Genomic DNA, 16,935 nt, shown 5'->3' on the forward strand with positions numbered 1-16,935 from the left:
CCCCCCCGCCCACTGGCCAGCGCCGTACGGGCGCTGAGGGTCTGTCAGACCTCGACCACGACGGGGAGGATCATGGGGCGACGGCGGTAGCTGTCGGAGACCCACTTGCCCACCGCGCGACGCACCAGCTGCTGGAGCTGATGGGGCTCGGCGACACCGTCGGAGGCGCTCTTGGCCAGGGCGTCCTCGATCTTCGGCACAACGGCCGAGAACGCGGAGTCCTCGATACCGGAGCCGCGCGCCTGGATGTGCGGACCGCCCACGATCTTGCCGGTGGTGCTGTCGACGACCACGAAGACCGAGATGATGCCCTCGTCGCCGAGGATGCGGCGGTCCTTCAGCGAGGTCTCGGTGACATCGCCGACCGAGAGCCCGTCCACATAGACGTATCCGGCCTGGACCTTGCCCGCGATCTTGGCGACGCCGTCGACGAGGTCGACCACCACGCCGTCCTCCGCGATGACACAACGGTTCTTCGGGACGCCGGTGAGGGCGCCCAGCTCGGCGTTGGCCCGCAGATGGCGCCACTCGCCGTGCACCGGCATCAGGTTCCGGGGCTTGCAGATGTTGTAGAAGTACAGCAGTTCCCCGGCCGAGGCATGACCGGAGACATGGACCTTGGCGTTGCCCTTGTGGACGACATTGGCGCCCCAGCGGGTCAGCCCGTTGATGACCCGGTAGACCGCGTTCTCGTTGCCCGGGATGAGCGACGACGCGAGGATCACCGTGTCGCCCGGGACGATCCGGATCTGGTGATCGCGGTTGGCCATCCGGGACAGCGCGGCCATCGGCTCGCCCTGGGAACCGGTGCAGACGAGCACCACCTCGTCGTCCGGGAGGTCGTCGAGGGTCTTCACATCGACGACCAGCCCTGCCGGGACCCGCAGATAGCCGAGGTCCCGGGCGATGCCCATGTTGCGGACCATCGAGCGGCCGACGAAGGCCACCCGGCGGCCGTACTCATGGGCCGCGTCGAGGATCTGCTGGATGCGGTGCACATGGCTGGCGAAGCTGGCGACGATGATGCGCTTCTGGGCGTTGGCGAACACCTGGCGCAGCACGTTCGAGATATCGCGCTCGGGCGGGACGAAACCGGGGACCTCGGCGTTGGTGGAGTCCACCAGCAGCAGGTCGATGCCCTCCTCGCCCAGTTTGGCGAAGGCGGGCAGGTCGGTCAGCCGGCCGTCCAGCGGGAGCTGGTCCATCTTGAAGTCGCCGGTGTGCACGGCCATACCGGCCGGGGTGCGGATGGCGACCGCGAGGGCGTCCGGGATGGAGTGGTTGACGGCGATGAACTCGCACTCGAAGGGGCCGATGCGTTCGCGGTGCCCCTCCTCGACCTCGAGGGTGTACGGCCGGATCCGGTGCTCCTGGAGCTTGGCCTCGATCAGGGCGAGGGTCAGCTTGGAGCCGATCAGCGGGATGTCCGCCTTCTCGCGGAGCAGGAAGGGGACACCGCCGATGTGGTCCTCGTGGCCGTGGGTCAGCACGATGCCGTCGATGTCGTCGAGACGGTCCCGGATGGACGTGAAATCCGGCAGGATCAGGTCGACTCCGGGCTGCTCCTCCTCGGGGAAGAGCACTCCGCAGTCGACGATCAGCAGCCGGCCGCCGTACTCGAAGACCGTCATATTGCGGCCGATCTCGCCGAGGCCGCCGAGCGGGGTGACCCGCAGACCGCCCTCGGGGAGCTTCGGCGGCGAGCCGAGCTCAGGATGCGGATGACTCAAAAGACTCTCCTCACCACACACGCCACGTGCCCCCAGGGGCACATGGCGCGCGTGACCTTCGTGCACTTGCTGATGTGTCTGTATGTGGTTCTTCTGTATGCAGTTGTGAAGTACGAACGTGCGACTTTCGCGTCTTTGACTAGAGCTGTACCCCGCCCGCGGCAAGATCGCGCGTGAGCTGTTCCGTTTCCTCGGGGGTGAGGTCGACCAGCGGCAGCCGCAGCGGCCCCGCGGGCAGGCCCTGGAGGGCGAGCGCGGCCTTGGTCGTGATGACGCCCTGGGTGCGGAACATCCCGGTGAAGACCGGGAGCAGCTGCTGGTGGATCTCCGTTGCCTTCGCGACGTCGCCCGCGAGGTGGGCTTCGAGCATCGCGCGCAGCTCGGGGCTGACGAGGTGGCCGACGACGGAGACGAACCCGACCGCGCCGACCGACAGCAGCGGGAGGTTCAGCATGTCGTCGCCGGAGTACCAGGCCAGACGCGAGCGAGCGATGGCCCAGCTGGCGCGGCCGAGGTCGCCCTTGGCGTCCTTGTTGGCGACGATACGCGGGTGCTCGGCCAGCCGGACCATGGTCTCGGTGCCGATCGGGACGCCGCTGCGGCCGGGGATGTCATAGAGCATGACCGGCAGGCCGGTGGCATCGGCGATGGCGGTGAAGTGGCGCAGGAGACCTTCCTGCGGAGGCTTGCTGTAGTACGGCGTGACCGCCAGCAGTCCATGGGCGCCGGCCTGCTCGGCCGCACGGGCGAGCTCGACGCTGTGCGCGGTGTCGTTGGTGCTGGCACCGGCCACGACGTGGGCGCGGTCGCCGACCGCTTCCACCACGGCTCGTACGAGCTGGGCTTTCTCCACATCGCTGGTGGTGGGGGACTCGCCGGTGGTGCCGTTGACGATCAGGCCGTCATTGCCGGCGTCCACCAGATGGACGGCGAGTCGCTGGGCGCCGTCGAGGTCGAGCGTGCCGTCCGCGGTGAATGGCGTGACCATGGCGGTCAGCACCCGCCCGAAAGGGGTCTGCGATGTGGAAGTCGGTGCCATGGGCCCCACGCTACTCGTAGCGCGCCCCGCAGTGCTCCCTCGGGGCGGTGGACGGAGCGAAGAGATGGGACCCGGCACTGCCTGCTCGGGGGTTCAAGCAGTGCCGGGCCCGTTTGTTCAGCCTAGATGAACTTCTCGAAACGCCGCAATACGGACACTTCGCTCCGGTGACGGCACCGGGCCGGTGCTACGGGGCCACCCGGCCGTTGGTGTTGAAGGCCGCATGGGTCAGCGGCATCAGCCGGGCCCAGTGCTCCTCCATCCGCTCCCCCACCATCTCGATCTCACGCTGCGGGAAGGACGGCACGGCGGCCTGCTCGTGCTGGGTGCGCAGTCCCAGGAAGTGCATCAGCGAGCGGGCGTTGCAGGTGGCGTACATCGAGGAGAACAGGCCGACCGGGAGCACCGAGCGGGCCACCTCACGGGCCACCCCGGCGGCCAGCATCTCCTGGTACGCCTCGTACGCGTGGCGGTACGCGTCCTCCATCACCCGGCCGGTCAGCTCGTGCTGCGCCTGGGTGCCCTCGACGAACTCGTACTTGCCCGGGCGGCCCTGCTGGACCAGTTTGCGGGCCTCCCCCGGGACGTAGAACACCGGCTCGAGCTGCCGGTAGCGGCCGGACTCCTCGTTGTACGACCAGCCCACGCGGTGCCGCATGAACTCGCGGAAGACGAAGATCGGGGCGCTGATGAAGAACGTCATCGAGTTGTGCTCGAACGGGCTGCCGTGGCGGTCCCGCATCAGGTAGTTGATCAGCCCCTTGGACCGCTCCGGGTCCTTGGTGAGCTCGTCGAGGGACTGCTCACCCGCGGTGGACACCCGCGCGGCCCACAGGACGTCGGAGTCCGCGGCACTGTGCTTGACCAGCTCCACGGTCACATCGCTGCGGAACTCGGGCTTCTCGGTCTCGGTGGGGCTGTCGGTCACCGACGGGTCCTTCCGTATTGCGTCGCTCGGGGCGGGCCCAGCTTACGGGCCGCCGGGGGGCGCGCTCCGACGGCGCCGACCGAGCGGAAAAATCTTGATTGAAGTCAGCGGAAAAGGGCACCTCGGACCCCGTTCGCACGTCTTCTTCCACAGAAGCACCCACACCCGAGGTTCCAAGGAGAGCCCGCACATGTTCCGCCGGCGAGAGCCCGTGCCGTTCGCCTTCGTCGCCGAAGCCGACCGTTTCCGCAGCAATGTCACCCCGCCCGCCCGTCCGCGCGCCACGCCGTCCCAGATCGCCGGGCGCACTCTGATCGGACTCACCATCGTCGCCGGCTTCGTCGGCTCGCTGATGTTCGGTATGCCCGCTCTGGACAGCCAGTCCCATCAGACCCAGCAGACTCAGCAGTCAGAGGCCACCAACGGCCGTTGAGGCGCTGAGATAGCCTCACCCAGCACAGGCCCATCCGGACGTGTGTGTGAGTGAGGACCTTCCGTGCCCCTGCCATTCCTGACTGACGACCACGTCCCGGACGACGAAACGGGCGGCGCACCGGACCATCCCTCGTATGAGGACCTGGACCGGTGGCGCCGCCCTTATCGTCCCGGCCCGTGGCGGGTGGGCGGAGCCGCAGTGCTGCTCCTGCTCGCCTCCTACGTCCTCTTCTCCGCGATGATCATCGCGATGGCGGGATCGCTGCCCGGCGCCGGGATCTGTGTCGCCGTGGCCGCCCTGGTGATCGTGTTCGCCGTCCGGGTGGTGCACTCCGGTGTGCAGGTCAGCGCGCAGGGACTGCGTCAGGTGGGCGTCTTCGCCTCCACCACGGTCGCCTGGTCGGGAATCACGGCGCTGCGCACCGCCCAGCAGCCGGTCCGCTGGCTGGGGCTGCCGCGCACCGTCCAGGGCCAGGCCGTGATCGCCGAAGCGGCGGACGGCGGCGCCGCCCGCACTCTGATATCCAGCCACAGCGCCGACTTCCTGGCCCGCCCCGAGGGCTTCGACATGGCCGCCGACGTCCTGGAGAGCTGGGCCGCCACCTACCGCCGCTGACCGCACCGGCCCGGGGTCACCGGGCCCGTACCGGCCTGCCGTCGTGCAGCGCGATGGCCCGCTGCATCGCCTTGCGGGCCCGTGCGATGTCCCGGGCGTCGTGGTAGGCCACCGCCAGCCGGAACCAGGAGCGCCAGTCGTCCGGGGACTCCTCGGTCTCGGCCCGCCGCTTGGCGAACACCGCGTCCGCGGAGTCCCGGACGATGCGGCCGCCGGGGGTGCGCTCCAGCTCGTCCACCGGAAGGCCGCCCTCGGCCTCCAGCTCGCGCGCCAGCCGGTTGGCGTTCCGCGCGAACTGCGTGGTCTGCCAGAGGAACCAGGCCCCGATGAACGGCAGCACCAGCACGGCCAGGCCGAAGACGATCGTGACCGGGGTGCCCTCGCGGATCAGCAGCACCCCGCGGCTGCCGACCAGGACGAAGTACACGACCAGGACAGCCGCCAGGACGAAATACGTGATCTTTGCTCGCACCGGTGGCCCTCAGTCCAGATCGAGGAAGTGTTCCAGGCCGAAGGTGAGGCCGGGAGTGGTCACCACACGCCGCGCGCCGAGCAGGATGCCCGGCATGAAGCTGCTGTGGTGGGTGGAGTCATGGCGGATGGTGAGCGTCTCGCCCTCCCCGCCGAGCAGCACCTCCTGATGGGCGAGGAGCCCGCGCAGCCGCACCGAGTGCACCGGTACGCCGTCCACGTCGGCGCCCCGGGCACCGTCGAGACCGGTGGCCGTGGCGTCCGGCGCGGGGGCGCAGCCCGCCTCGCGGCGCGCCTCGGCGATCAGCTGGGCGGTGCGGGCTGCGGTGCCGGAGGGGGCGTCCACCTTGTTGGGGTGGTGCAGCTCGATGACCTCGACCGATTCGAAGAACCGGGCGGCCTGGCGGGAGAACCGCATGGTGAGCACCGCGCCGATGGAGAAGTTCGGCGCGATGAGCACACCGGTGCGAGGCGAGGCGTCCAGCCAGCCGCGCAGCCGCGCGAGGCGCTCGTCGGTCCAGCCGGTGGTGCCGACGACGCCGTGGATACCGTGCCGGAGGCAGAACTCGAGGTTGTCCATGACCGAGCCGGGCTCGGTCAGCTCCACCGCGACCTCGGCGCCCGCGTCGGTCAGGGCCTCCAGCGAGTCCCCACGACCGAGGGCGGCGACCAGCTCCATGTCCTCGGCCGCCTCCACGGCCCGGACGGCCTCGGAACCGATCCGGCCCTTGGCACCGAGGACCGCCACGCGCAGCTTGCTCATCGTTTCTCTTCCTTCGGTTCCGGTGCGGCTAGGCGACGGCTTCGTCGAGGCGCGCCGCCTGCTTGTCCTTCAGCGGGCCGATGACGGACAGCGAAGGACGCCGTCCCAGTACATCGCGCGCCACCTCGCGCACCTCGTCGGGGGTGACCGCGGCCATCCGCGCGAGCATGTCGTCCACCGACATCTGCTCGCCCCAGCACAGCTCGCTCTTGCCGATGCGGTTCATCAGCGCACCGGTGTCCTCCAGGCCCAGCACCGTGGAGCCGGAGAGCTGGCCGACGGCGCGCCGCAGCTCGTCGTCGGTGAGGCCGTGCTGGGCGACATGGTCGAGCTCGTCGCGGCAGATTCTCAGCACATCGTGCACCTGGCTGGGGCGGCAGCCCGCGTAGACGCCGAACAGTCCGCAGTCGGCGAAGCCGGAGGTGTAGGAGTAGACGCTGTAGGCGAGTCCGCGCTTCTCCCGCACCTCCTGGAAGAGCCGGGAGCTCATCCCGCCGCCGAGGGCCGCGTTGAGCACGCCCAGTGCCCAGCGCCGGTCGTCGGTGCGCGGGATCCCGGGCATACCGAGGACGATATGCGCCTGCTCGGTCTTGCGGTTGAGCAGCTCCACCCGGCCCGCGGTGCGGATCGTGCGGGAGCCGCCGCGCGGGGCGACCGGGACCGCGTCGGCGCGGGTGAGGGCGCCCGCCTTCTCGAAGGCGCGGCGCACCTGGCGGACGACGGTGGCGTGGTCCACGTTGCCCGCGGCGGCCACGACCAGGTGGGTCGGGTCGTAGTGCTTCTTGTAGAAGCGGGCGATCTGGTCGCGGCCGAGCCCGTTGACGGTGTCCACGGTGCCCAGGACCGGGCGGCCGAGGGGGGTGTCACCGAGCATGGTGTGCGCGAACAGGTCGTGCACACAGTCGCCCGGGTCGTCCTCGGTCATCGCGATCTCTTCGAGGACCACTCCGCGCTCGGCGTCCACATCCGCCGCGTCGATCACCGAGCCGGTCAGCATGTCGCAGACGACGTCGATGGCCAGCGGCAGATCGGTGTCGAGCACCCGCGCGTAGTAGCAGGTGTACTCCTTGGCGGTGAAGGCGTTCATCTCGCCGCCGACCGCGTCGATCGCGGCGGAGATGTCCAGGGCGCTGCGCCGCCGGGTGCCCTTGAAGAGCAGGTGCTCCAGGTAGTGGGTGGCGCCGCCCAGCGCGGGGGTCTCGTCACGCGAACCGACGTGCGCCCAGATGCCGAAGGTGGCCGAGCGGACGGACGGCAGGGTTTCGGTGACGATACGCAGGCCCCCGGGGAGGGTCGTCCTGCGGACCGTCCCGATGCCGTTCTCGCCCTTGAGAAGCGTTTGGGTACGGGCGACGGCCCGCCCCTCCGAAGAGGGGCGGGCCGTCGTCACGTCTGCGCGGGACGTCACTTGGCAGCTTCGTCCTTCGCCTCGTCCTTGTCGTCCTCGCCCTCGATGACCGGGTGCAGCGAGAGCTTGCCCCGCTGGTCGATCTCGGCGATCTCGACCTGGACCTTGGAGCCGACCGCGAGCACGTCCTCGACGTTCTCCACGCGCTTGCCACCGGCCAGCTTGCGGATCTGCGAGATGTGCAGCAGGCCGTCCTTGCCCGGGAGCAGGGAGACGAAGGCACCGAAGGTGGTGGTCTTCACGACCGTGCCCAGGTAGCGCTCGCCGACCTCGGGCATCGTCGGGTTGGCGATGCCGTTGATGGTCGTGCGGGCGGCCTCGGCGGCCGGGCCGTCGGCGGCACCGATGTAGATGGTGCCGTCGTCCTCGATGGTGATCTCGGCGCCGGTGTCCTCCTGGATCTGGTTGATCATCTTGCCCTTGGGGCCGATGACCTCACCGATCTTGTCCACCGGGATCTTGACGGTGATGATCCGCGGGGCGTTGGGGGACATCTCGTCCGGCGTGTCGATCGCTTCCATCATCACGTCGAGGATGTGGAGGCGGGCGTCGCGGGCCTGCTTGAGGGCCGCGGCCAGGACGGAGGCCGGGATGCCGTCCAGCTTGGTGTCCAGCTGGAGGGCGGTGACGAACTGCTTGGTACCGGCGACCTTGAAGTCCATGTCACCGAAGGCGTCCTCCGCACCGAGGATGTCGGTGAGGGTGACGTAGTGGGTCTCGCCCTCGATCTCCTGGGAGATCAGACCCATGGCGATACCGGCGACCGGGGCCTTCAGCGGCACACCGGCGTTCAGCAGCGACATGGTGGAGGCGCAGACCGAGCCCATGGAGGTCGAGCCGTTGGAGCCGAGCGCCTCGGAGACCTGGCGGATGGCGTACGGGAACTCCTCGCGCGTCGGCAGCACCGGCAGCAGCGCCCGCTCGGCCAGCGCGCCGTGGCCGATCTCGCGGCGCTTGGGGGAGCCGACGCGGCCGGTCTCACCGGTGGAGTACGGCGGGAAGTTGTAGTTGTGCATGTAGCGACGGCGCGTCTCGGGCGAGAGCGTGTCGAGCTGCTGCTCCATGCGGAGCATGTTCAGCGTGGTGACGCCCAGGATCTGGGTCTCGCCGCGCTCGAACAGCGCCGAACCGTGGACCCGCGGGATCGCCTCGACCTCGGCGGCGAGCGTACGGATGTCCGTGACGCCACGGCCGTCGATGCGCTTCTTCTCCTTGATGACGCGCTCGCGCACCAGGGACTTGGTCAGCGAGCGGTACGCGGCGGAGATCTCCTTCTCGCGTCCCTCGAACTGCGGCAGCAGCTTCTCGGCGGCCAGCGCCTTGACGCGGTCCAGCTCGGCCTCGCGCTCCTGCTTGCCCGCGATGGTGAGCGCCTGGGACAGCTCGTCGCGGACGGCGGCGGTCAGCGCCTCCAGGACGTCGTCCTGGTAGTCCAGGAAGATCGGGAACTCACCGGTCGGCTTGGCGGCCTTGGCGGCGAGGTCGGACTGCGCCTTGCACAGCACCTTGATGAACGGCTTCGCGGCCTCCAGACCGGCGGCCACGACCTCCTCGGTGGGGGCCTCGGCGCCGTCCTTGACCAGCTGGATGGTCTGCGTGGTGGCCTCGGCCTCGACCATCATGATCGCGACGTCGCCGTCCTCCAGGACGCGGCCGGCGACGACCATGTCGAAGACGGCGTCCTCCAGCTCGCTGTGGGTCGGGAAGGCGACCCACTGGCCCTTGATCAGGGCGACGCGGGTGCCGCCGATGGGGCCGGAGAAGGGCAGGCCCGCCAGCTGGGTGGAGCAGGAGGCAGCGTTGATCGCGACCACGTCGTAGAGGTGGTCGGGGTTGAGCGCCATGATCGTCTCGACGACCTGGATCTCGTTGCGCAGGCCCTTCTTGAAGGACGGGCGCAGCGGGCGGTCGATCAGGCGGCAGGTGAGGATCGCGTCCTCGGAGGGGCGGCCCTCACGGCGGAAGAACGACCCGGGGATACGCCCGGCGGCGTACATCCGCTCCTCGACGTCGACCGTCAGCGGGAAGAAGTCGAGCTGGTCCTTGGGGTTCTTCGAAGCGGTGGTGGCCGACAGCACCATGGTGTCGTCGTCCAGGTAGGCCACGGCGGAGCCGGCGGCCTGACGGGCGAGGCGGCCCGTCTCGAAACGGATGGTGCGGGTGCCGAAGGAACCGTTGTCGATGACGGCCTCGGCGTAGTGGGTCTCGTTCTCCACCAGGGAATTCTCCTCTTCTGCGTCCCTCGTCCGTGTGACGGTGGACGGTGGTGGAGCAGCGCCCCGGGCCTGTTGTCCGGCGGCCGGGCCGGTCTTCGATCGAAGCCACCGGAATTGCCAGTTCCGGGAGCCACTACCGAGGACCGGCTCCTGTGGCGCCGGTACGGCGGGAATGAGGCGCTCCTCCTCGTTCTTTATGGCGTTGTTGGGACCAGACTACAAAGCATCGGCCATCATCACGACGGCTGTGCTGTCTGGTGCGTACGGCACGTAGCGGACAAAATACGCTGCGCACCGGCGGTGCGGGCCGCCGTCAGGCGGCACGTACGGCAAAGGGAGCGGCTCCCAATCCCGGGAACCGCTCCCTCCACGAGGTCTTACTTGGCGCCCGCCGCACCGCGGCGGATGCCCAGGCGCTCGACCAGCGCACGGAAGCGCGTGATGTCCTTCTTCGCCAGGTACTGCAGCAGACGGCGGCGCTGGCCGACCAGCAGCAGCAGACCACGGCGGGAGTGGTGGTCGTGCTTGTGGGTCTTGAGGTGCTCGGTCAGGTCCGAGATACGGCGCGAGAGCAGCGCGACCTGGACCTCGGGGGAACCGGTGTCGCCCTCCTTGGTGGCGAACTCGGCCATGATCTGCTTCTTCGTAGCGGCGTCGAGCGACACGCGGTACTCCTTGGTTAGTCATTTCAGCCGCCGAGTGCCCCTGGTCGGTGTCTCAGGGGAGCTTCCGTGACTCGGGAGGCGGGGTCCGCTGGGCGCTGTCTCCAGATCCTCTGCACAGAGGATCCGGGGGCGCGTACGCAAACGGCCGTCACACAGCGTACCAGCGTCGCCGGTGGGGCCCGGCACGGGTCCGGTCCAGGTCCGGCCCGGACACCTGTGCTGGGCGGGACCCGGGCGGGTGGTGGTCGCCTCCGCACGCCCCGGACGGTCAGAGGACCGGCATGGCGGTGAGCTGCCCGGCCTGGAGGAGGAACACCCTGTTGTCGGCTCCCGCCAGCCTCCAGGTTCCGTCGTTGCCCAGACTGTACGGCCAGACGATCCTTCCCTCACGAGTGTCGGCCGCGACGACTCCCTTGAGGCCGGTGGAGTCCACGACCGCCCACACACTGCGGCCCTCGGCCACCGGGGGATCGAGCGGATGCTCCGACGAGGAGCCGACGGTCACCATCCACTCCTCCGCCCCGGTGTCCGCACGGCGGGCGTGGAGATCGGTGCCGTCCACGGCGTACACGACGCCGTCGCGCAGCGCCGGAGCGCCCCAGCCGACTTCACTCGCCGCGGGGTGCGTCCACTCGCGTTCACCGGTCGCGAGGGCGAGCGCGGCCAGGGCCTTCCCTCCGAGGAGGACGGTGTCCCCGTCGACGAGCGGGGCCACGGCGCCGGATCCGTGCGGTTTCGGCCCCCATGCAGTCTTACCGCTCCGGGCGTCGAGGGCGACGGCCCGGCCGTCGGAGCCGTGGACGACCAGGCGCCCCCCGGCCGCGACGGCCGCCGCGGGACGTGCCCCGCGCAACTTCACCGGCGTGGGGACCGTCCACAGCGTGGAGCGCGACGAGAGCGAGACGGCCCGCAGCCGCCGGGCACGGGTGGCCAGGTAGACGGCCGTGTCGTCGACCGCCAGCAGGGTCGCGGCATCCGCCTGGGCCGCCGACCAGTCCTCTCTGCCGTCCGCGGCGCGCAGAGCCCGCAGGGCGCCCCGGCTGTCGGCGATGAGCACGGTGTCGTCGGAGAGGACGAGCGGCCGTCCGGTCAGCCCGGCCATGGTGGAGGTCCAGCGCTCGGCGCCGTCGCGGACGCCGTACGCGCGCAGTCTGCCGCCCTTGGCCGCGACGACGACCAGGTCGTGTACGGGGAGCGGGATGATCTCGTCGGCCGGGTCCGCGACGCCGGTGTCCACCGGGCCCCACAGGGGCGTCGGCGCGTTCCCTTCCTCGTACTGCGCGAGCGGTTTCGCCGCCCAGGGCCGTTCCTCCGCCTGCGCGTCGTCATTCCGCAGCAGCCACCACGCACCGGCCCCGCCCCCGGCCACGAGCACCGCGCCGCCCGCCGCCAGACCGCCGATCAGCCGCCGCCGCGACAGTCCCGGCGCCTCGTCACCCGGCAGGGTGGCCATGCGCCTCGCGTCCGCCTCACGTCGCGCGATGTCCTCGGCCAGCGGTCCGGTGCGCCACGCCCGCTCCGCTCCCCGGGGCGGCGTCAGTCCCCGGGCGATGAGGTCGAGAGCGGGTCGCTGTCCGGGTTCCTTGTCCAGGCAGGGCTCCACCAGAGTCCGTATCGCTTGCGGTACGGCGTCCAGATCCGGCTCCCCGTGCACCACCTGGTACTGCACCGCAGCCACATGCCCGCCCTCGTAGACCGGCCGCCCTCCCGCGGCGTAGGCGAGGACCACGCCCAGCGAGAACACATCGCCCGCGGGGCCCGTCCGCCGCCCGAGGACCTGCTCGGGCGCGGCGAACCCCGGGGTGGCCAGCGACTGCCCGGTGGTGGTCAGCGTCAGCCCGTGCTCGGGCCGGGCGATACCGAAGTCGATGATCCGGGGGCCGCGGGACGTCAGCACGATGTTGGACGGCTTGAGGTCGCGGTGCACGAGCCCGGCGCCGTGGACGTCCATGAGCGTGCGCACCAGCGCGGCGCCCACGGCTCGCAGGGTCGGCTCGTCCAGGGGGCCGTAGCGCTCGACGGCCTGATCGAGGGTGGGGCCCGCCAGAAACTCCGTGGCGATCCACGGCCGTCCGCCCGCCATCTGCGCGGCGAGCACACGCGCCACGCCGTCGCTCCGCACCGCCTGTGCCGCCTGCGCCTCGCGCAGGAACCGCTGGGCCATCTCCGGATCGTGGGCCAGCTCCCGCCGCAGCACCTTCACCGCCGCGAGCTGTTCCCGCGCGTCCCGGCCCAGATAGACCTGTCCCATGCCGCCCGCCCCGAGCACGCCGGTGAGGCGGTAGGGGCCGAGGCGCAGCGGATCACCGGTGCCGAGGGGGTCCATGGGTGAGGCTCCTGGGGAGGGGTCGGGTACGAACCGGTCAAGACAGCGGGAGGGCGCACACGGCGTCGCCGCGGCCGATGATCAGGCGTTGGGCCGCAGAGTGCGTCATGATCGTCGAGAAACTTCCGCCCCGGTCGCCGAAGGGGCTCTGAAACGTCCACGCCACGCGGTGGGTACGGCGGTCAACCGCGGCGACCCACTGACTGTCGTTGTCCGGCGAGACATAGATGTAGCCGTCATCAGCGGCGGGTGTGGCCCCGAACTCGAGCACCGGGCCATCGCCCTTCTTCTGGTCCCACAGCAGCCGTCCGCTCTCGGCGTCGAGAGCGACGAGCCCACGCTCACGCTCCGCGGCATAGACCAGGCCGTCTTGCACCACGGGGGGTCCGTAGTGCCGCCTCCCGGGCTTGTCCCCCGTCCCGGACGTCCGTCCCGCACCGAAGCCCCAAGCCCGTTTGCCGTCGGAGAGCCGCAGTGCCACCAGCTCCCAGGTGCCGAGGAACAGGAGCCCCGCGGAGAAGGTGTGCCGGGCCCCTATGAGCAGACCGCCCGTCAGCTTCTCGGGCACCTCGGCCGTCCAGCGGGGAGCACCGTTGTGAACGTCGATCAGGGTCACCTGCTCGCCCTGGGTGCGGATCAGTCCCGTCTCCACCGGGGTGGCCACGATGTCGCCGTCCCCCGGCGTGCCCATCCGACGGCGCCACAGCTCGTGCCCCGTACCCGGGTCGACAGCCGCCCGCACCCAGCCCTTGCGGGCCTTCCCCTCCACGATCAGCACGGAGTCGGTGGCCGCGAGGATCCTGGCGTCCTGTGCGGCGATCCCGCGCAGGGTGGCGAGCGGGGACCGCATGGTGCCCGTGGCGAAGTCGACTGGGGCGATGCGGAGATCGGAGGAGGCACCATCCAGGGCGAACAGCCGGCGTCCGTCGGAGACCACGGCGGAGCGAGTCACCATTCCCTCGTTCACACCGCGACGCTTGCCGGTCCGCGCGTCGAAGCAGCACAGCCCGGATTCGGAGACCAGGGCGATCCCGTCGCCCACCCGCAGCAGCGGGACGTCGTCAGAGCCGGAGCCCCCGATTGCCTTCCACGCCAGGCGCGGTGCTCTGTTGTGTTGTGAGCCCGCACCCCCTTGCGAGGAGCCGACGGCCTTCTCCTCACCGCCGTCGCGCAGCAGGGCCCAGACGGCAGCCGCGCCTCCTGCCGCGAGCAGGCCGCCTCCGGCGGCGAGGAGCCTGCGCCGCGCCGGATGCGAGCTCCGCGCCGCGGCGGACGTGGTGAGCCTGTCGTCGCTGTCCGGTGCGGCGAGACGGGAAGGCCGCACCTCCCACACCGCCGCGCCGCGCCGTGCGATATCCGCGAGCACGATGTCCGGCAGGTGGTCCACCACGTCACCGGTGCTGTCCTTCAGCAGAGATCCCAGCTCGGCCATGCCTGGCCGCTGCCCAGGGTCCTTGGCCAGACACCGTTGCAACGTGAGGCGCAGCCCCTCAGGGACCGCGGACAGCTCGGGCTCGGCGTAGCGCACCCGGTAGAGCAGGTCCGCAGGTTGTCCGGTGCCGAACGGCGGGCGTCCGGTCGCGGCGAACACCAGCACCCCCGCAAGGGCGAACACCTCACTCGCAGGGGTGTGTTCGCCGCCCGTCGCCTGTTCCGGTGACATGTAGGCGGGCGTCCCCGCGGCCGTCCCTGTCCGGGTCAGCCGGGCGTCGCCCGCCGCCCGCGCGATACCGAAGTCGATGACCTTGGGACCGGTCACGGTCAGCAGGATGTTGGACGGTTTGAGATCGCGGTGCACCACATCCGACCGGTGGAGTTGTCCCAGGGCGTCGCACAGGACGGCACCGATCGCCCGTACAGCGGGCTCGGGCAGCGCACCGCACAGTGCCACCGCTTCGTCGAGTGGCGGGCCGAGGACATAGGCCGTGGCGAGCCAAGGGGTGTCCGCCAGCGGATCGGCATCCACGACCTGTGCACCGTACTGGCCGCCGATGACGCGTGCGGCGTCGGTCTCCAGCCGGAAGCGGGTACGGAACTCCTCCTGCGCGGCGAACCGAGGGTGCATGATCTTGAGCGCGACCGTGCGCCCGCCCGGGGAGCGAGCCAGGTAGACGGTGCCCATCCCACCGCTGCCGAGGCGGGCGACGAGAGTGAACGGCCCGATACGCGAGGGATCGTCATGGGTGAGGGGATGAGGCATCGGTATCAGTCCACCGGCAGGGCGTAGAGGGCTCCGCCGTTCACCACGACGGCCATTCCTGGTGCGCTGGTCACGTATCCGCTCAATCCACCGGCCTGCTGTCCGGAGCCCACGGGCGCGAAGCGCCAGCGTGGCGAGCCGTCGGCCGCGTCGAACGCATCGACCTCAGAGCCGTTCCGCTGGAACACCATGCGTCCCGTGTGACTCAGTGCGGTCTCGCTGTACTGCATGGGCTCGGTGGACGTGAAAGCGGGACCGTGCCGCCAGCGTTGCTCACCGCGGCGGGTGTCGACGGCGTGCGTGTCGCTGTTGTCGTCGGTGAAGAAGAGGGTCCGACCATGGACCACCGGTGCGGTGTAGAGAGAGCCCTCGGTGGTGAAGCGCCAGCGCCGCTCGCCGCTGGAGAGGTCGTGTGCCTGCATGGCGTTCTGGTCGTAGGAAATCAAGAGGTCACCGGGTGCTGTCATCCTGATGTTGTTGGCGTCGGAGCTCACGCTCTGATAGCTCCGCCTCCACAGCTTCCGGCCGCTCCGCGCATCCAGCGCGAGATAGGACCACGGCCCCTCGGACAGCCGACGTGTGCCCATCGGGACGAGCAGGGCGCCCCCGTGCAGCACGCCCTGCCCGGCGAACGCGGTGCCGCCGGTGAGCGGGACCGGGGTACGCCACAGCTCCCGGCGCCGCGCGACGTCATAGGCGACGACCACCTGTTCCTCCTCTCTTCCTCCATCCGTTATCCGCCCGGCCAAGAACCAGAGCGTGTGCCCTTCGGCCCCCCAAACGGCGGCAAAGAGCGGGCGGCCTTCGGAACCGTCGTAGCGCCGCTCGGTCCACACGACCTTGCCGGTACGGACGGAAACCACCGAGAACTCGGTGCCCGACAGCGTCAGGAAGAGGCCACCATCGAACAAGGTGAGGTCGCCGGTGGGCAGCAGGTCGTCCCGGCTCCACAACTGCTTGCCGTCCCGGAGATGCACCGCCGACAGCACCTTCTTGCTCATGAGGAGAGCGACGCTCCCCCGCGATATCAACGGCGGCCGCACCAGCGCCTCGTCGACCGTCAGCCGCCACAGCGGAGCGGGCGCGGTTCCCCGGACCCGGGGCACCGGCCGACTCCGGCGCGGGCCGTCGTTGAAAGCCCTGGCCGCCCCGGCCCCGGCCGCACCCAGGGCGAGTCCGGCCGCGCCGGTCAGCGCGCCGAGGGTGACCGCGCGCCGGGACGGCCGCGATCGTTCTCCGACCGACTCCGGGTCCGTCGGCGGCGCGAGGGGCACCATCACCGGATGGCGCGCCGCCTGTGCGGCCAAGGTCGCCCGGACGGATTCCGGCAGCGCCGTGCCACTGGTGGCGAACTCACGGGCCAGCGTGCGCGGTTCCGGCCGTTCGGCGGGATCCGCGGACAGACAGGCGGCGATCAGGGCCCGCAGGCCATCCGGCAGGACGGCAGGATCGGCGTCGGTCCGGCCCGTCGCCGCGTGGACCAGCACCGTCCCGAGCGCATAGAGGTCGTCTTGAGGTCTCAGCGGTGCACCCGCATGCCGACCGGGCGGCAGGGTGGATGACACGGCACCGTGAAGCACCCCGGCGCGGCGCCCGGCGTCCAGTGAGACCGCGCGGGCCAGTCCGTAGCCGGTCAGTCGTGGCCCATCGAGGGTCAGGAGGACGGATCCCGGCGATATCCCCGCGTGGACGAGGCCGTTGGCGTGCGCCACCGCGAGGCACTCGGCCAGCGCCGCTCCCAGCGCGCGCACGGTGGACTCCGGGAGCGGACCGCCGTGCGCGGCGAGCGCGGCGGGCAGCGTCAGCGCGGGGGCGCAGTCGTGGGCGATCCACGGAAGGTCCGCCCCGGCCGGTGCGACATCGAGAACCGGCGCCGCCCAACGTCCTGTCAGACGACGGGAGTTCTCGGCCTCGGCCCGGAAGCGGACCGCGTACCCGGGATCCTCGGCGAGCGATGCGTGCGGGAGCGTCAGAACCACCACCCGGCCGGTCCGGTCGTCCCGCGCGAGACGACGCCGCGCGTCCTCGGCGTGGTCCGGGACATCCAGGGTGTCCACAACGCGGTACGGGCCGATCCTCAAGGGACCATCCTGGTCGGAGCGCTCCGGGTGGGCGTCCGCATTCGGCGGTGTCATGGG

The 16,935-nt window shown here is 70.7% G+C and carries 13 protein-coding genes; 2 read left to right on the forward strand and 11 right to left on the reverse strand.

Annotated features, from left to right (window positions below; translation table 11 throughout):
* Positions 1-44 precede the first annotated feature (44 nt).
* The 3 genes from NMK44_RS20025 to thyX all read right to left on the reverse strand — a co-directional run bounded on the left by NMK44_RS20025 (position 45) and on the right by thyX (position 3,697).
* Positions 45-1,730 carry a ribonuclease J gene (locus NMK44_RS20025; protein WP_254744998.1) on the reverse strand — a complete coding sequence of 562 codons (1,686 nt, stop codon included), beginning with the start codon at positions 1,728-1,730 and terminating at the stop codon, positions 45-47.
* A gap of 139 nt (positions 1,731-1,869) precedes the next feature.
* A complete protein-coding gene (dapA, locus tag NMK44_RS20030) occupies positions 1,870-2,769 on the reverse strand; it encodes a 4-hydroxy-tetrahydrodipicolinate synthase (RefSeq protein WP_254745000.1) in 900 nt (299 codons plus the stop codon).
* 187 nt (positions 2,770-2,956) lie between these two features.
* Positions 2,957-3,697 (reverse strand): FAD-dependent thymidylate synthase, encoded by a 741-nt coding sequence (gene thyX / locus NMK44_RS20035; RefSeq protein ID WP_254745001.1) that lies wholly within the window; start codon positions 3,695-3,697, stop codon positions 2,957-2,959.
* Positions 3,698-3,887: 190 nt separating this feature from the next.
* Between thyX and NMK44_RS20040 the strand changes: the two genes are divergently transcribed.
* Both NMK44_RS20040 and NMK44_RS20045 read left to right on the forward strand, forming a co-directional pair.
* Complete coding sequence (locus NMK44_RS20040; protein WP_254745003.1) at positions 3,888-4,130, forward strand: hypothetical protein; 243 nt, start codon at positions 3,888-3,890, stop codon at positions 4,128-4,130.
* A gap of 63 nt (positions 4,131-4,193) precedes the next feature.
* Complete coding sequence (locus NMK44_RS20045; protein WP_254745005.1) at positions 4,194-4,748, forward strand: SCO5741 family PH domain-containing membrane protein; 555 nt, start codon at positions 4,194-4,196, stop codon at positions 4,746-4,748.
* Between the two features lie 16 nt (positions 4,749-4,764).
* Here NMK44_RS20045 and NMK44_RS20050 read toward each other — a convergent pair whose 3' ends face one another.
* The 8 genes from NMK44_RS20050 to NMK44_RS20085 all read right to left on the reverse strand — a co-directional run bounded on the left by NMK44_RS20050 (position 4,765) and on the right by NMK44_RS20085 (position 16,932).
* Positions 4,765-5,220 carry a tetratricopeptide repeat protein gene (locus NMK44_RS20050; RefSeq protein WP_254745007.1) on the reverse strand — a complete coding sequence of 152 codons (456 nt, stop codon included), beginning with the start codon at positions 5,218-5,220 and terminating at the stop codon, positions 4,765-4,767.
* A 9-nt stretch (positions 5,221-5,229) separates the two neighbouring features.
* Positions 5,230-5,982, reverse strand: coding sequence for a 4-hydroxy-tetrahydrodipicolinate reductase (gene dapB / locus NMK44_RS20055; protein WP_254745009.1), 753 nt, complete (start codon positions 5,980-5,982; stop codon positions 5,230-5,232).
* Between the two features lie 28 nt (positions 5,983-6,010).
* A complete protein-coding gene (locus tag NMK44_RS20060; protein WP_254745011.1) occupies positions 6,011-7,390 on the reverse strand; it encodes a M16 family metallopeptidase in 1,380 nt (459 codons plus the stop codon).
* The gene (locus NMK44_RS20065; RefSeq protein WP_254745013.1) at positions 7,387-9,606 is read right to left on the reverse strand and encodes a polyribonucleotide nucleotidyltransferase; all 2,220 of its coding nucleotides are present in this window, start codon (positions 9,604-9,606) and stop codon (positions 7,387-7,389) included. Before NMK44_RS20065 ends, NMK44_RS20060 begins: the two co-directional genes overlap by 4 nt.
* 377 nt (positions 9,607-9,983) lie before the next feature.
* Positions 9,984-10,271 (reverse strand): 30S ribosomal protein S15, encoded by a 288-nt coding sequence (gene rpsO, locus NMK44_RS20070; RefSeq protein ID WP_030414166.1) that lies wholly within the window; start codon positions 10,269-10,271, stop codon positions 9,984-9,986.
* A 268-nt stretch (positions 10,272-10,539) separates the two neighbouring features.
* Complete coding sequence (locus NMK44_RS20075) at positions 10,540-12,597, reverse strand: protein kinase domain-containing protein (protein WP_254745015.1); 2,058 nt, start codon at positions 12,595-12,597, stop codon at positions 10,540-10,542.
* Positions 12,598-12,634: 37 nt separating this feature from the next.
* A complete protein-coding gene (locus NMK44_RS20080) occupies positions 12,635-14,797 on the reverse strand; it encodes a serine/threonine-protein kinase (RefSeq protein ID WP_254745017.1) in 2,163 nt (720 codons plus the stop codon).
* Positions 14,798-14,802: 5 nt separating this feature from the next.
* The gene (locus NMK44_RS20085; protein WP_254745019.1) at positions 14,803-16,932 is read right to left on the reverse strand and encodes an outer membrane protein assembly factor BamB family protein; all 2,130 of its coding nucleotides are present in this window, start codon (positions 16,930-16,932) and stop codon (positions 14,803-14,805) included.
* Positions 16,933-16,935 lie beyond the last annotated feature (3 nt).

The organism is Streptomyces cucumeris (assembly GCF_024295805.1).
GTDB lineage: Bacteria > Actinomycetota > Actinomycetes > Streptomycetales > Streptomycetaceae > Streptomyces > Streptomyces cucumeris.

What these genes read in the sequence shown, in the direction of transcription:
- dapA (WP_254745000.1), bottom strand. Translation starts at nt 2,769, where the DNA reads ATGGCACCGACTTCCACATCGCAGACCCCTTTCGGGCGGGTGCTGACC.
- NMK44_RS20040 (WP_254745003.1), top strand. Translation starts at nt 3,888, where the DNA reads ATGTTCCGCCGGCGAGAGCCCGTGCCGTTCGCCTTCGTCGCCGAAGCC.
- dapB (WP_254745009.1), bottom strand. Translation starts at nt 5,982, where the DNA reads ATGAGCAAGCTGCGCGTGGCGGTCCTCGGTGCCAAGGGCCGGATCGGT.
- NMK44_RS20075 (WP_254745015.1), bottom strand. Translation starts at nt 12,597, where the DNA reads ATGGACCCCCTCGGCACCGGTGATCCGCTGCGCCTCGGCCCCTACCGC.
- NMK44_RS20080 (WP_254745017.1), bottom strand. Translation starts at nt 14,797, where the DNA reads ATGCCTCATCCCCTCACCCATGACGATCCCTCGCGTATCGGGCCGTTC.
- NMK44_RS20085 (WP_254745019.1), bottom strand. Translation starts at nt 16,932, where the DNA reads ATGACACCGCCGAATGCGGACGCCCACCCGGAGCGCTCCGACCAGGAT.